The 14362-nt window shown below is 61.5% G+C and carries 12 protein-coding genes; 2 read left to right on the forward strand and 10 right to left on the reverse strand.

The window, feature by feature from the left end:
- Positions 1–17: 17 nt before the first annotated feature.
- The 10 genes from M2400_RS05895 to M2400_RS05940 all read right to left on the reverse strand — a co-directional run bounded on the left by M2400_RS05895 (position 18) and on the right by M2400_RS05940 (position 11246).
- Positions 18–1514: a YdgA family protein gene (locus M2400_RS05895; RefSeq protein ID WP_177042380.1), complete on the reverse strand. Its 1497-nt coding sequence runs from the start codon at positions 1512–1514 to the stop codon at positions 18–20.
- Between the two features lie 249 nt (positions 1515–1763).
- Positions 1764–2396, reverse strand: a complete 633-nt coding sequence (locus M2400_RS05900) for an NADH:ubiquinone oxidoreductase subunit N (RefSeq protein ID WP_177042382.1) — start codon at positions 2394–2396, stop codon at positions 1764–1766.
- Positions 2397–2491: 95 nt separating this feature from the next.
- Positions 2492–3934, reverse strand: a complete 1443-nt coding sequence (locus M2400_RS05905; RefSeq protein WP_177042384.1) for an efflux transporter outer membrane subunit — start codon at positions 3932–3934, stop codon at positions 2492–2494.
- A complete protein-coding gene (locus M2400_RS05910) occupies positions 3931–4821 on the reverse strand; it encodes an efflux RND transporter periplasmic adaptor subunit (protein ID WP_177042386.1) in 891 nt (296 codons plus the stop codon). The genes M2400_RS05905 and M2400_RS05910 overlap by 4 nt, the downstream gene beginning before the upstream one ends.
- Positions 4818–5027 (reverse strand): DUF1656 domain-containing protein, encoded by a 210-nt coding sequence (locus tag M2400_RS05915; RefSeq protein ID WP_003218193.1) that lies wholly within the window; start codon positions 5025–5027, stop codon positions 4818–4820. Before M2400_RS05915 ends, M2400_RS05910 begins: the two co-directional genes overlap by 4 nt.
- Complete coding sequence (locus M2400_RS05920) at positions 5024–7102, reverse strand: FUSC family protein (RefSeq protein ID WP_259195137.1); 2079 nt, start codon at positions 7100–7102, stop codon at positions 5024–5026. Before M2400_RS05920 ends, M2400_RS05915 begins: the two co-directional genes overlap by 4 nt.
- Positions 7099–7530 (reverse strand): MarR family winged helix-turn-helix transcriptional regulator, encoded by a 432-nt coding sequence (locus tag M2400_RS05925; RefSeq protein WP_010168758.1) that lies wholly within the window; start codon positions 7528–7530, stop codon positions 7099–7101. Before M2400_RS05925 ends, M2400_RS05920 begins: the two co-directional genes overlap by 4 nt.
- Before the next feature lie 218 nt (positions 7531–7748).
- Complete coding sequence (locus M2400_RS05930; protein WP_259195136.1) at positions 7749–9218, reverse strand: Fic family protein; 1470 nt, start codon at positions 9216–9218, stop codon at positions 7749–7751.
- 101 nt (positions 9219–9319) lie between these two features.
- Entirely contained in the window at positions 9320–9565 is a 246-nt protein-coding gene (locus M2400_RS05935) for a DUF2789 domain-containing protein (RefSeq protein WP_177042391.1), read from the reverse strand.
- A 73-nt stretch (positions 9566–9638) separates the two neighbouring features.
- The gene (locus M2400_RS05940) at positions 9639–11246 is read right to left on the reverse strand and encodes a glycosyltransferase family 39 protein (protein WP_405046148.1); all 1608 of its coding nucleotides are present in this window, start codon (positions 11244–11246) and stop codon (positions 9639–9641) included.
- 209 nt (positions 11247–11455) lie between these two features.
- Between M2400_RS05940 and M2400_RS05945 the strand changes: the two genes are divergently transcribed.
- Positions 11456–13618 carry an outer membrane assembly lipoprotein YfiO gene (locus tag M2400_RS05945; protein ID WP_259195135.1) on the forward strand — a complete coding sequence of 721 codons (2163 nt, stop codon included), beginning with the start codon at positions 11456–11458 and terminating at the stop codon, positions 13616–13618.
- 3 nt (positions 13619–13621) lie between these two features.
- Positions 13622–14329, forward strand: a complete 708-nt coding sequence (locus M2400_RS05950; protein ID WP_177042395.1) for a DUF3142 domain-containing protein — start codon at positions 13622–13624, stop codon at positions 14327–14329.
- The last annotated feature ends 33 nt before the right edge of the window (positions 14330–14362 follow it).

The following is a 14362-nucleotide window of genomic DNA, read 5'->3' on the forward strand; positions in this document are numbered from 1 at the left end:
TCACTTTAAGCCGAGTCTTATTGAGCGCCGCTGACCGCGCCGAACTTGCCCAGCACAAAACCAATGAATTGCTCGACGGTCATTTTCTGGCCGTTGAAGGTCACTTCATTGTTGGCGTAGTGCAGCTTGGACACGATATCGGTGCCCACCAGGGTCGCCAGTTGAGTGCCCACGGCCATGCCGCTGATCATCTCGCTGGCCGCCTGGGATTGCTGCTCGATGGCTTTCGGATCGGTCAAACCACCGATCTGCGCCTGCAGGCCGGCAACGTCCTGGATCATCGGCTTGGACAGGCTCAGGTTGGCGTCCAGCAGCGCAACGATTTGCTTGCCCAGTTCAACCGGCGGCAAGTCCATGCTCGACGGCTTGGCCAGGTCCAGCACCAGGTTGAAGCGGCTCTCGCCATTGGTGGTTTTCAGCGACAGGTTTTCTACCGCCACTTGCGGCTTGGCAGCCAGCAGTTGGTCGACGTTGGCCTGGGCCAGGGCCTGCTCGGCTTCGGTCAGTTGCAACTCAGGCACCGGCTTGCCGGCAGCCGCAGCGGCCTGGGCTGGTTGGACTTTTTCCTGGTAGAGCTTGGTCAGGACCAGCATCGACGGGATATCGACGTTCTTCATGCTGACCGCCATGGCGGCCGAACCCACTGGCTTGCCCTGGTAACCGATCTCGTCGATCTTGTAGTCGACACGGCCGGCCAGGTTGTTGTCCTTGGTTTCGCTGCTGTCTTTCTGCTCAAAGTTCTTGAGGGTCAGCACCGCTTGCTGCGGGCCGAAGGTGACCTTGGTGTTGGTCAGCTCGACAGTGTTCTGCCCGGTGTAGAAACCGAAGGTGGTTTTTTCCAGGTTGCTGGCGATGGTCAGGCCGCTGAGCTCGGCATCCAGCTTGGCGTTGTTGGCATCGACGACCGAGACCTTGAGGCTGTCCATGTAGCCGCTGGCCTTGACCTTCTTGCCTTCGGCAGTGGAGTCGAAGTCCAGGTTGGCGCCGGAGAAGCTCACGGCCGACTTGTCGTCCTTGAGTTCCAGGGGCAGCAGTTCAATGTTGCCGGTCACCGAGCGGTCATAGCCAATGTTGGCCACGCCTTTGAGGGGCGATACGTCCTTGCTGGCGGCGAACCATTTTTCGGTGGTGGGGTTTTTCTCGAGTTCGTAGTGACTGGTGGCCATGACCGGCAGCCACTTCAGCGACACCAGGCGCGAGAACGGCAGCGGGCCGTGTTCGATATGGTCGACGAACAGCAGTTCGGTGTCCTGGTGGTTTTCGCCGAACACCGCGCCCTGGGCCTTGAGGCGATAGTGGGCGGTACTGCTGAACAGCTGGCGGTCGAGGGAGACCAGTTCGAGGGTCACGGTGCCGTCGACCCCGGCCATGGAGGTCTGCAGCTCCTTGTTGGCGTCCTGGATAGCGGTTTGCAGCACCGGCTCCAGTTGCTTGCCGGTGTACCAGGCACCGCCTGCGCTGATTGCACCAATGGCGACGACGATACCCAAGAGAACGACTGCTGGCTTATTCATGTAGTGACCTGATCAAATCCTGTGAAGTGGGCTGTCTTCCCTGAACCCCGTAGGGTGTCGGCTCAAGCCCGCCGAAATCCGGGGAAGATTAGCACTGGGTGAGGTGCAGAGCCCAGTTTTTCACTGACAGGGGACTACCGTGGCGAATATTAAATCGCCATCGCAGGCAAGCCAGCTCCCACATTCGATCGCATTCCACATGTGGGAGCTGGCTTGCCTGCGATGGCGCCAGTAAAGCCACCACAGCGCTCAGGAATACTCAGTCTCGATCTCATCGAGCTGATGGTCAAAACTCTTCAGCCGCGCCGTCCACGTATACACCAGCACTTCAAACTCACGATGAATCACCGCATTGCCCGGCGTATCCGACTTGGGGTCATAAAAATCCAGCTGGTAACGCTCCCGCGCCATCGCGGTGGCCACGTCGGATAATTCCCGCGCGTTATTCAGCCAATGCCGTCCGTCGGCCGTTTGCCGATCGAGCATCACGCATTGTTTTTTCAGGGCTTCGAGGCTTTTTTCCAGGGGCGTGCCGGTCAGTTCGCCCATGACTTCCTGGAATGTGCGCCCCGGTTGCCAGTAGCTGCCCCAGAAGTAGCGGTCGAACACGGTCTCGACCCGGCGCAGGGCGACCTTGGTGTCCCAGATGGCCACGCGAGTCTTGCCTTGTTCAAGAAGTCTTCGCTTGATGCGTTGGCCCTGGTAAGAAGCCCAGGCCACCACGCCGATGGACAACACCGCGATCAGCGCGCTGGCGCTGTCGAGGAACACCATGGCCTTGTCGATTTGATGGGCCAGCATGATGCCGTAGAAGTAAGTCGCCGATAGCAACACCAGTGCGAAGAACACGCACCAGAAAGCGGGAGCATAAGGGTTTTTCATTATTGGAATCCCCATGAGCAAACGCGAGCAGTGACAAGCGGCTGCCCCACTTATAAAAAGCACGGGAGGCCGCCTGTCAAAGCATAGCAATCAGCTCAGGGTTTGCTGGCTTGTGTGGCTTGCGTTCGTCCACTTTCCCAGCCGCCGCCCAGGGCCAGGAACAAATCGATCTGGCTCATGGCAACCTGGGTGTTCGCCGCAGCCAGTTGCGCGCGCACATCGGTGTAGGTGCGGGTGGCTTGCAGGTCGGCCAGGAACGACGCGCGGCCTGCCTGGAAGAACCGGTGCGTCTGCTCCGCCGCCTCTTTGGCCGACGCGCCGGCATCGGCCAGTGCATCGCGGCGTTGCAGTTGCGCGGTGTATTGCGCCAGGCCCGTCTGGGTTTCGCGAATGGCGTTGAGCACCACGCCGTCGAAGTGCGCCAGGGCGCCCTGGGTCGCGGCTTCGGCCTCGTGGATGCGCGCCCGGGCGCCGTTGGTCGGCAGCGTCCAGCTGATCAGCGGGCCAAAGCCCCAACGGTTGGTGGCCGGGGTGCCGAGGTCATCCAGGATGCCGACGGTGCCCACGGTGGCGCCGATGCTGATATCCGGGTACAGCGCGCCGGTGGCCACGCCGATACGCGCGGTGGCCGCCGCCAGTTGGCGTTCGGCCTGGCGCACGTCAGGGCGGCGCTTGAGCAGCGTCGCGCCATCGCCTACCGGCAACAGTTGAGCGATATGCGGCAGCTCGGCGCACTGGGCGGTGCCGGCTGGCAGTTGATCCAGCGGTTTGGCCAGCAACATCGACAGGCGGAACAGCCCGGCCTGGCGCAGCGCTTCATAGCGCGGCATTTCAGCGCGCAGGGATTTGTATTGGGTTTGCGAACGGGTGACCTGGGTTTCATCACCGCGCCCGGCGTCTCGCAGGCGTTGGGTGAGGTGGGTGCTCTGGGCTTGCAGGTCGAGGGACTCGTTGGCGATCGCCAGCTCTTCGTTGGCCGCACACACCTGGGTGTAGGAGCGCACCACGTCCGCCACCAGGGTGATGCGGGCAATATCGGCGGCCGCCTGGGCCGCATCGGCAGTGGCCTGGGAGCTTTCAATGCCACGCTGCAAGGTGCCGAACAAATCAAACTGGTAGGAGGTACTGATGCTCGCGGCGCCGATATTGGCCACCGGGACTTTTTCCGTCAGCAAATAGGCTTCGCCGGACTCTTGCAGGCGCTGGGCCTCAGCCTTGGCGCCGACACTCCAGCCCCCGGCCGATTCGGCTTGCTGCACCTGATAGCGCGAGCGCTGCAAGTTGGCCGCGGCCACCCGCAGGTCGGTGTTGGAGGCCATGGCCTGCTCCACCAACTTGTCCAGGCGCGGGTCTTGATAGAGCTTCCACCAATCCGCCGGCACCGGCGCCGACACCACGTTGTTGCCCTCACCGGCCAACTGGCCCTGGAGGTCACCACGGTTCAAGGCCGCCTTGTCCGGCAGTTTGTAATCGGGCCCCACCACCTGGCAGGCCGACAGCAACAACCCCAGCCCGGCGGTTGCTAAAAGCCGTTTCATGGCTTGGTCTCCGACTGGGGTTTGTCGCCGATGATCGATACCGTGGCGGTGCGCCCGGCAATCATGCGGAAGTCTGCCGGCACGTCGTCAAATGCGATACGCACCGGAATCCGCTGGGCCAGGCGCACCCAGCTGAACGCCGGGTTGACGTTGGGCAGCAGGTTGGAGCCGCTGCTGCGGTCGCGGTCTTCAATGCCGGCGACGATGCTCTGCACATGCCCGCGCAGGCGGGCGTTGTCGCCGATCACGCGGATGTCGACGCTCATTCCGACATGGATACCGTCGAGCTTGGTCTCTTCGAAATAACCGTCGATGTGGAACGAGTTGCTGTCCACCACCGACAACACCGGGCGCCCGGCCGTCACGAACTCCTGGGCACGCGGCGCCCGGTCGTTGACGTAGCCGTCCACGGGGCTGCGGATCACCGAGCGGTCGAGGTTGAGTTGAGCGGCGTCCACAGTCACTTGCGCTTCTGCCAGGGCCGATTGGGCACGGGCCACGCGGGACTGGCTCTCTTCCAGTTGCTCGCTGGCCACCAGGTTGCCGAGGCCACGGTTACGCTTGTTCTCGCGCACGGCCTGGGCCAGGGTTTCCTGGCGGTCGGCCACGGCGGCCTGGGCCTGGCGCAGCGCCAGCTTGAAGCGGTCCTGGTCGACGGAGAACAGCACCTGGCCGCGCACCACCAACTGGTTGTCGCGCACGTCCACTTGCTGGATCAGCCCGGATACGTCCGGGGCGATCTGCACGATGTCGGCACGGATGTGGCCGTCACGGGTCCACGGCGCGAACATGTAGTACATCACCATGCGCCACACCACGACGCAGGCGAAGGTCACCACCAGTAACGTCAGGACTACACGGCCGATGGTCAAAAAAGGTTTTTTCATGTCATCAGGTATCGACTGAGTGAATCCACTGCGCCCAGCAACAGAGCGTAGAGACCCACATTGAACAATGCCCGGTGCCAGACCAGGCGATAGAAGTGGACGCGGGTCAACAGCCCGTGCACCACCAGGTACAACACATACGTAATGCCCATCAGCACCAGCAGCGTGGGCAGGAACACCCCGCTGATATCCAGATCACCGATCATAAAGGCGCTCCATCGGGTAACGGCGCTTCCATCTCTGTGCCGCCAAGAAATTCCACGCCCGGCAGCAGCGCCAGGCGCAAGCCGCTGAGGGCGTGCAGCAAGTGCAGGCGGGTTTCGTCCTCGCCTTGCAGGCCCTGGCCGTTGAGGGCGCGGCGGGTACGGTCGAGGGTCATCAGCAGACCGCTGGGGGCCGGCAGACGTTCACCGGCTTTCAGGCAGGCCTTGAAGTAACCGCCGACGCCTTCCACCACCTGGTTGAGCAGCACCCGCGGCACCCCGAGGATGCGTGGCGAGTAGGCCAGCAAGTCCAGCAGGTTCAGCGCCACGCGCACTTCGCGCAGGGCGATGCCGGTGTCCTGGCCGGTCATGGCCAGGCGCGGCAGGTGTTGCATCAGGCGGTCGAGCATTTGCACACCCATCTTGCGGTGTTCGGCCAGGGTCGCAGGCTCGGTGAGGGTGACGATGTCGCGCCAGCTGAAACGGGTCAGGCGCTTGGCCGCCAGCTCGGCGCCGAATGGCCGGGCGATCAGGGTCCAGACGAAGGCGAACAGCAAGCCCACCGGGCCGGCCAGGTTGGAGTTGGCGAAGGCCAGGAAGTCCGCGTCGTAGGCGCCCTGGATGCTGATGAACGACGAGGTGTTGACCAGCGTCAGCAGCATGCCCAAGTAGAAACGCGGCTGTACCGTGAGCGTGCCGATGCAGATAAAGGGCACCGCAAACGCCAGCACCAGCATCGGGAAATCGTGCAGGTTGGGCAGCACCAGAAACAGGTAGAGGCTGGCGAACAGCACCGACATCGCGGTCCAGAAAAAGAACCGGTAGATCTGCGGCGCCGGGTCATCCATGGAGGCGAAGAAGCTGCACGCCACCGCCGCCAGGATCACCGCGCTGCCACCGTCGGTCCAGCCCAGCAGGATCCACAGCACCGAGGCGACGATGATCGCGGTGACGGTGGAAAATGCCGAATAGAACATCAGGCCACGGTCGAGGAATGGCGTCAGCCGGCCCAACCGCCAGTGGCGGTACACCGCGCGCCAGTTGTCCTGACTTTCGCACTGGATGGCGGCTTGCAGGCTGCGGCAGTCTTGCCACAAATCCACCCACTCGCCCAGGCGGAACAGGGCGTTGGAGAACAGCAACTGGTGGCGATCATCCAGGGCTTCGGCGTCGGGCTGCAGGGCTTCGATCTGGTCCCGCAGGGCACGCCAGCGTTCGAGGGGTGCGTCCTTTTGCGTGCTGTCGAGCCACTCGGTGGCGGCGCTCAGCAGCGGCGTGAAGCGGTCGAGCAACTCCGGGGCGCGATGTTCCAGGGCGTACACGGCGTCGTCGAGGGCGTCGATCACCGGCAGCAGGTGGATCATGCGCCCGCGCAGCTCTTTGGTATTGCGCACCGTCTGCGGCCGCGAGCCCTCGTGGGGCAACTGGCCGATCATCAATTCCAGGGTGTTGAAGGTGGCAACCATGCCACCGCGCAAGGTGCTGATTTCTTCGGGTTGCACGTTGCGGCTGAGGAAGCGTTGGCTGTAGACCTGCGCGTCGGCAAACCACTTGCTCACCGAATCATCAAACACCGGCGCCAGGCGTCGTGGCCAGAACATTGCCCCCACCACTGCCGCCACGGCGATGCCGAGGAAGATTTCTTCGGTACGCGCTTCTGCCACGTCCCACACCGCCAGCGGGTTATCCACCACCGGCAGGGCGATCAGCGGCAAGGTGTAGCCGGCCAGCATCAGCGCATAGCTGTTGGCGGTGCGCAGGTGCAGGGACAGGAACAGCAGAATCCCGGTCCACAGCGCGATCACCACCACCAACACGTAAGGCGTCTGCACAAACATCGGCACAAAAAACACCGCCGCGGCCGCACCCATAAAGGTACCGACCGCCCGGTACAGCGCCTTGGAGCTGGTAGGGCCGACAAACGGGCTGGAAACGATATACACCGTGGCCATCGCCCAATACGGACGCGGCATCTGCATCAGCATGGCGATGTACAAAGCGATCATTGAAGCGGCGAATGTCCTGACGCCATAGAACCAATCCCTGGCCGGCGGCATGCCGGTAAAAAATCCGTTCAAGAACTCACAACCATGGGATGTTGATTGGCGCCTTCGAAGGCCCGCAGTACACGCAGGGCCGCTTCCAGGTCATCGGGGTCGATCGTCGCCAGCACTTCGCGGCGCAGGCGCACCAGTTGTTCTTCCACCGCCTGCACCAGCTCGCGGCCACGCTCGGTGAGGCTCAAGGCCTTGGCGCGGCGGTCGTGGATATCTTCGGTGCGGCATACGTAGCCGGAACTGCACAGCTGGTCCAACAGGCGCACCAGGGACGGGCTTTCCATCCCGGCGGCCTGGGCTACCTTGACCTGATGCACACCGTCGCCGAGGCGGCCGATCATCAGCAGCGGCACGGCGCAGGCTTCGGAGATGCCATAGCTCACAAGCGTGGTCTGGCAGATTTTGCGCCAGGTCCTGGCACCTACCACCATGCTGCTGCTGATGTTCATCTGGAGTTGTTCGAGGGTCTGGGACACTGGATTATTCGCATACAGTTAGTTTGCTAACTATCAATATGGTCGATGGATCCAAGACCGTCAAGTTTTGATACAAATTTTGGGATGGGTGGCAAAGCGGTGTGGCACGTGGCACTGCTGCTCTTTACCCTAGTTCATGCGCCGGAAATGTCCGGGTGACACTCGATTTTTTTGTACCGCTCCACGCGCCCCTATGCCGTCACCCTTTCGACCTCCTCCTCAATAAACTCAAACACCTCCTCTGGGATGCTGTACTGGAACTGCTTGCGCCGGTGCCTGGAAACCTTGCCCTCGTTATCCAGGCACATCATCACCAGCTTCGACAGATCACTGCCGCGCACGTCGTAGCGCTCGTTCACGGCTTTAACCACGCGATCGTAACGGTCCAGGAATTCGGTTTCCTCGCGCAGTTCGATTTCAAGCGCCCGGAGGGCCATGCGCAGGGTGAACTCAACACAGCGAGTGGCATCCCAATAGCGGTAAATCGACGGATGGCCAATGAAGTCAAAAGCCATTTGGTCTCCATCCAGCCAAGTGACATTCCAGAATTCCCGAGAGGGCTGTGAGAATGCCTTGAGAGCTTGCAGGTAGGCTTGTTCTTCGTGCTTCATCGCGACCGATACCGGCAGCAGCAGTCCGTTGTCCAAAGCACCGTAATGGCAAAGCGTCTGATGGACCAGGAAACGCGACAAGCGTCCATTGCCGTCCATAAACGGGTGCAGGAACACAAAGCCGAAGGCGGTCACCGCCGCGGCGACCAATGGTTCTACGTCACGCACTGGCTGGTTGGCAAAGGCCATCAACTCTTCCATCAGCTCCTGGCACACATCCGGAGGAGGTGGCACATAGCTGACGCCGGCGGCGCCCCGTAGGCCGTTGTGCAAGTGATTCTGCTCGTGGCGAAAGGCAACAGCCTTGTCGAAGGGATTGGAGACGGTGCTGTTTTGCAGCTCTACCAGGTAATCCTCAGTAAGCAGCCGGCCTTCGTGGGCCTGGCGCAGCAGTTGAACGAAGCGGCGGGACTTTTCTTCGCTGGGTTGTTCTTTTTCAATGGCAAACGAGTCGCGGGTTTCATGCAGATAGGCCCATTGGATCGCGCGGTCCATCATTTCCGGTGGAAGGGTGGCCATAAAGGCTTTGGCTCGACCCAATACATCCAGCGCCAGTAACGTCTCTATCTCGGGAGTGCGCTCTACGGTGGCGCAGTAGTGCAACGAGCCCAGGCCGTTGAAATCGACTCGCCAGCGGCTGTTGCGGGTACTGGGACCGGTTACATAGCGCTTTGGATCGAACAGGAAAACAACACTTCCACGGACCGGCGTTGTGTAATCCAGCGAGCGTCCGGTGAGCCCCTCCCACAGGAAGCAGGCTTTGCGAATGAACACACCATTGGGTGACTTGGCGAGTTCAGCCAGCAAAGGCTCAGGCCCGAACCGCTCAAATGCCTGCGCCAAAACAGGCAGGTTGATGCCTTCATGCTTGAGGGCGAACAGCACGTGTTCGAATAATGAATCCTTTCCGGGTGCCACCGCTTGCGGGACCGCCAGGCAATCACCAATCAGGGTGATGCGGGTCACCGGCTTGATCATGGCGACGCGTTTGGGAGCGATGACCTTAAGGCTCAACGCCTCACATAAGTAAGCGTAACCAACGATGGGCATGGTGGGTGTCCCCAGAAAAAATTAACTGGAGCGATTAAAGCTCAGTTTTTTTTACCTCTCACCATTTATTTTTACATTATGGCCATTTCACAAAATTTTTTTTACACGTCGCGCCCCTCTCTCAACCGCAAATTCAACTCATCCACCACCTCCGCCCAATCCGCATCCTCCAATATCTCTTCACGCAAAAACGCCCGCTGGCCAGGCGTCCAGAAAAACGCATCCGCCAGATGCAGTTCGGGTTTGAGTGGGGAATGAACCGCGATAAACCGCTCGATACTCACCGGGTCATCCGGCAAACCGAGCTGTTTGAACAAGGATGGCAAGCTGTGGACTGGGGATTCCATGGTGTGTTCCTGAAGAGAAGGTTCACCTGAGTCTATCCCCCCAGGCGAACATAAACCTCAGGTGTCTGGCGGATTAATCACAACCCTCGCGATGCACACCCGCCGGCACGTTACACAACACGAACAGCCGGGCCCGTGCGCCACCGCCATCCTGCTGGCTGAGCTGGCGCCAGCCTGCCGGCAACGGCGCAAAATCATCCGGCGGCTCAGCGCCGCTGATCAGCCAGACGCGCTGGATTTCGGCGGGCAACGCCGACAAGCGATCCAGGTAGATGCGCCCGCCGTCCTGGTCCACCAGGGTGCCGAACCCGTAGGCGTTCGGCCGGGTCGATTTGCCGGCGGCGGTGGGCGGTGTGAAGAGCTGCAACTGGGCGTCGGTCTCGTCGTAATAGACGTAAGGCAGGTACCACAGCATGTCGCTGATGACGATGCGGTCATCTTCCTGATAGTTGCGGTTGACGAACTCCACCATGGTGTTGAATTGATCATGCTCACCGACAGCGGTGTTGGTCTTCACGCCCACCACCTCGACCCCGACAAACAGCACGAGAAGTGCCGCCCCGGCAAGCGGCAGGCGCGACGACAGACGATCGACTGCCAACGCCACGATGATCGGCAAGCTCAGCGCATAGGCGGTGAGATAACGCTCGATAAACACCGGGGAAACAAACGAAACCCCATATACCAGCAGTACCGGCAGCATGAAAAAAAGCGCCAGCAGCCAGCCGAACCGATAGCGGCTTTGATCGCGCCAGGCGGTTACGCCCACCAGCGCTATCAGCAATAACGGAAACACCACAAACAGTGGCCGCCACAGGTGATCGCCCGGGTCCTGGATAAGGAACTGCCACACCATCGAAGGTAAGGAATACAGATCGACAGGGTCTTCCCAGCCAATATCACCGCCCACCTTGAGCTCTTCGGTGTGCTGCACCAGGCCCAGCAAATTCGGCAGCCAGGGCAGGTACAGCAGCACAATCGCAACGTTGGCCAACCACCAGCCCGGACGCGTGACAAGCCGCAGGCCGCCGGCCCGTGGCATGCGCAGCAACACCAGCCATGACCAGTGCACCAGCACGCACAACGCAGTGAAGTAGTGGGTATAGAAGGCGGCTGTCATCAACAATGCATAGGCCACCAGGTACCGCTTGCGCTCAGGCTGGCGGACCCAGTACACCAAGGCCAGGGTGGCAGCCAGCAGCCACACACCCAGCAGCGAGTACATTCGCACTTCCTGGCTATAGCGCACCGCCGTGGGCAGCAACGCCAGCAGAATCCCCGCCAGCACCGCCGCGCGGCGGGTCGCGATCAGCCGCGTCAGCCAGATGCCCAGGCCCACGGCGGCGACACCAGGGATCGCACTCATGCTGCGCAGGGAGAAAATACTGTCGCCAAACACCTCGATCCAGCCCCGCAGCATGACGAAATACAGCGGCGGGTGAACGTCATGGGCGGCGTGAAACCACAGGTCTTCCAGGGAATACTCGGCAAGCAGCAGGCTTGAACCTTCATCGCCCCAGATCGCGGAGGCGGTCAAACCGTAGAAGCGCACGGCCACGGCCAACGCCAAAAGCGGTACCCACCACAATCGCGCGAGCCAGCCGGCGTTCTCCCACAGGCCAGGATTGAGCACGGGAAATGCCCCGGCCTTGTTGTCTTGTTCCGCCACAGAGCGTCGCACCTCTACTTCCTCACCTACTACTGAACTACGCTTGCGCGAACACCCGCCACTCTAGGTCAAAAGGCCTCGATTCGCCTGCTGTTTTGCGCGCATTTGAACAGCGATCCGCTAATCGGACAAATCTGAATTTTGCGCAGGGCTTCTCCGACGCTTTGGTGGGTTCACGCTATGATTGCCACCTTCCATGGATTCAGGATCAAGGACACTTCATGCGTATCGGTCTTCTGTCACCCCTGGCACTGACATTGCTCGCCACCCTTCCCCTCCAGGCCCACGCCAGTGGCGATGACTCCTGCTACCCGGATTGGCGGGTGTCGCGTAACAGCCTGGAAGTGTGCAGCAACCTGCCGTTCCTGAGCCCGGGCAATGACAGCCGAGTCAACCTGCGCCTGTTGCTGGCAGACAAGAACGTCATGCCGCTGGCGCCGAATGCCCTAGGCGAGCAGGACTTTTCCGAAGGCTTTGGCCCGGTGCCATTCCCGGTGTATCGGCTCACGCCCGCGGCGGATGAGCCCGACAACAAGCCAGACGACTCTCGCACCGCCGAACTGGACGAACTGCTCAGCCCGCTGGGCATCAAGCGCGATGACTACAAGACCGCTGGTGAAGCTTTCCTTTCCGGCGAGGGCAGTCGCTGCCGCAGCAACGCCGATGACAGCGCCGCCGCGTTTATCAGCCAGGTGGTGAAGGCCGATGTACCGCAGGCCGAGCGCCAGTTGCTGGCAAAACTGCGCTTGCAGATGCTCGGCAGCTGTTCCTCGGACGGCGTAGCGGCAGGCGAGGCCGACCTGATTAAATCGGCAGACGGCCAGGCATTGCTGGCCTACCTGAAAGCCGCCGGGGACTTTTACAGCGGTCGCTTCAGCGATGCGCAAACAGGTTTTGCCGGGCTGACGAGCAGTTCGCTGCCCTGGCTCAAGGAAACAGCGCTGTACATGACCGCCCGCACCGCGCTGAACGACGCTCAGCAAAATGCCTTCGACGAATACGGCACGCCGTCCCTTGAGCATGTGGATAAGTCCGCCCTGCAGCGGGCCGAGAGTGGTTTTGACGACTACCTGAAAACTTATCCACAGGGCGAATACACCGCCTCCGCTCGTGGCCTGCTGCGCCGGGTGCACTGGCTCGCGCCCAACCCCGACAAACTGGCGAACGACTTTGCCTGGCAACTGACCCAGGCCACCGATGCCCAGCGCAACGTTTCGCTGGATGAACTGGTGCAGGAAGCCGACACCAAGCTGCTGACCAGTACCACGGCACCGGTGGGCAACCCGTTGATCCTGGCCATCAACGACCTGATGTGGATGCGCGCCGGCGAGCCGCCGAAGCTCACTCGCGAAGCGCTTGACGGGCAGAAGTCGATATTCACTCAGGAGCCGGCGCTATATGCCTACGTACAGGCGGCGTTTGCGCTGTACGTCGAGCACCAACCCGACCGCGCCTTGAAGCTGTTGCCGCAAGACGTGCCGTCGAATCTCGATTACTTCGCCTTCAGCCAACAGACCCTGCGCGGCCTGGCGCTGGAAGCCAAGGAAGACTGGAAAACCGCCGAAGCGTTGTGGCTGCAACTGCTGCCGTTGGCCAAGCAACCGTTGCAACGGGATCAGCTTGAGCTGGCACTGGCGATGAACTATGAACGCAGCGGGCAGTTGGCCAAGGTGTTCGCCGCCGATTCGCCAATCAGCGCCAAGCAGGTGCGTTACATCCTGCTGCGCAATGTTGCCGGCCCCGAGTTGCTGCGCCAGCAGCTTGCCAATGCCGACGACCCGGTGGAACGTCAGACCGCGCAATTCGTGCTGCTCTATAAAGACCTGCTGCGCGGCCAGTTCGAGACCTTTGCCGAGGACCTCAAGCAACTGCCCGCCTCGCTTCCCGACGACAAGCTCGGCACCAGCCTGGGCTACGTCTACAGCGGCGGCCAGTCGCTGAAACTGTTCCGTTGGAATGGCGACAAGGCCGAGTCCGGCTACACCTGCCCGAGCATCGCGCAAATCGCCAGCACCTTGCAGGCCGAGCCGAAAAACCCCCAGGGTCTGAACTGCCTGGGTGAATTCGTGCTGCGCAACGGCCTGGACGGCATGCCTCTGGAACAAGCGCGCTCCGCCGGCAGCCTGGGCAGCACCGCCTCACCCTTCAAAGGTGAAACCTTCTCGCGGCTCGAAGGCTACAAGCTCGTCATCAAAAACCCCAAGGCACCGCATAACGACAAGGCCTACGCGCTGTTTCGCGCGATCAACTGCTACGGGCCTTCGGGCTACAACAGTTGTGGCGGCGAAGACGTCGACAAGGCCGTGCGCAAAGGCTGGTTCCGCCAGTTGAAAACCGGGTTTGCCGATACCCAGTGGGGCAAGTCGCTGCAGTACTACTGGTAAGCCGTGAAGCGTTTCTGGCTGGCCCTGCTGCTGCTGACGAGCCCGGCCTTCGGCGCGGTGGACGCCCGCGACCATGATGCGTTCTGGCTGTGGAGCGGCGTCGCCCCGCAGCCGGTGCTCAAGCAGGCGAAAACCCTGTACATCCTCCAGGGCCAGATCAACTCCACCCGCCGCGCGCCCGCGCGTGGCGTGCAGTTCATCGCCCAGGGCATGAGCGTGCCGCGCATCACCCAAGGCGAAATCTGGGTGGTGTACCGCGCCCACACCCTGCACTGGCCAGAGTCGGTCTACCGCCAGATGCTCGGCCAGGTGCAACGCTGGCGGGACGCGGGCAACCCGGTGGTGGGTATCCAGATCGACTTCGACGCCCGCACGCAATACCTCAACGAATACGCCGACTTCCTGCGCGACCTGCGCCAGCGCCTGCCCAAGGACTTGCGCCTGAGCATCACCGGGCTGATGGACTGGAGCAGCAATGCAGATCCTGCAGCCATCGCACAACTCAAAGGCGTGATTGATGAGGTGGTGGTGCAAACCTATCAGGGCCGCCGCAGCATTCCGGATTACGCGGCGTATCTGCCACGGATGAACCGGTTGGGGGTGCCGTTCAAGATTGGGTTGATTCAGGGTGGAGAGTGGGAGGAGCCGGGGTATTTGAAGGGGAATGAGTGGTTTCGGGGGTACGTGGTGTTTTTGCAGAATCCGACGTGACGCTTGACATGCGCTAAGACTCCATGCAAAAAA

The organism is Pseudomonas sp. BIGb0558, from assembly GCF_024807515.1.
Lineage (GTDB): Bacteria > Pseudomonadota > Gammaproteobacteria > Pseudomonadales > Pseudomonadaceae > Aquipseudomonas > Aquipseudomonas yamanorum_A.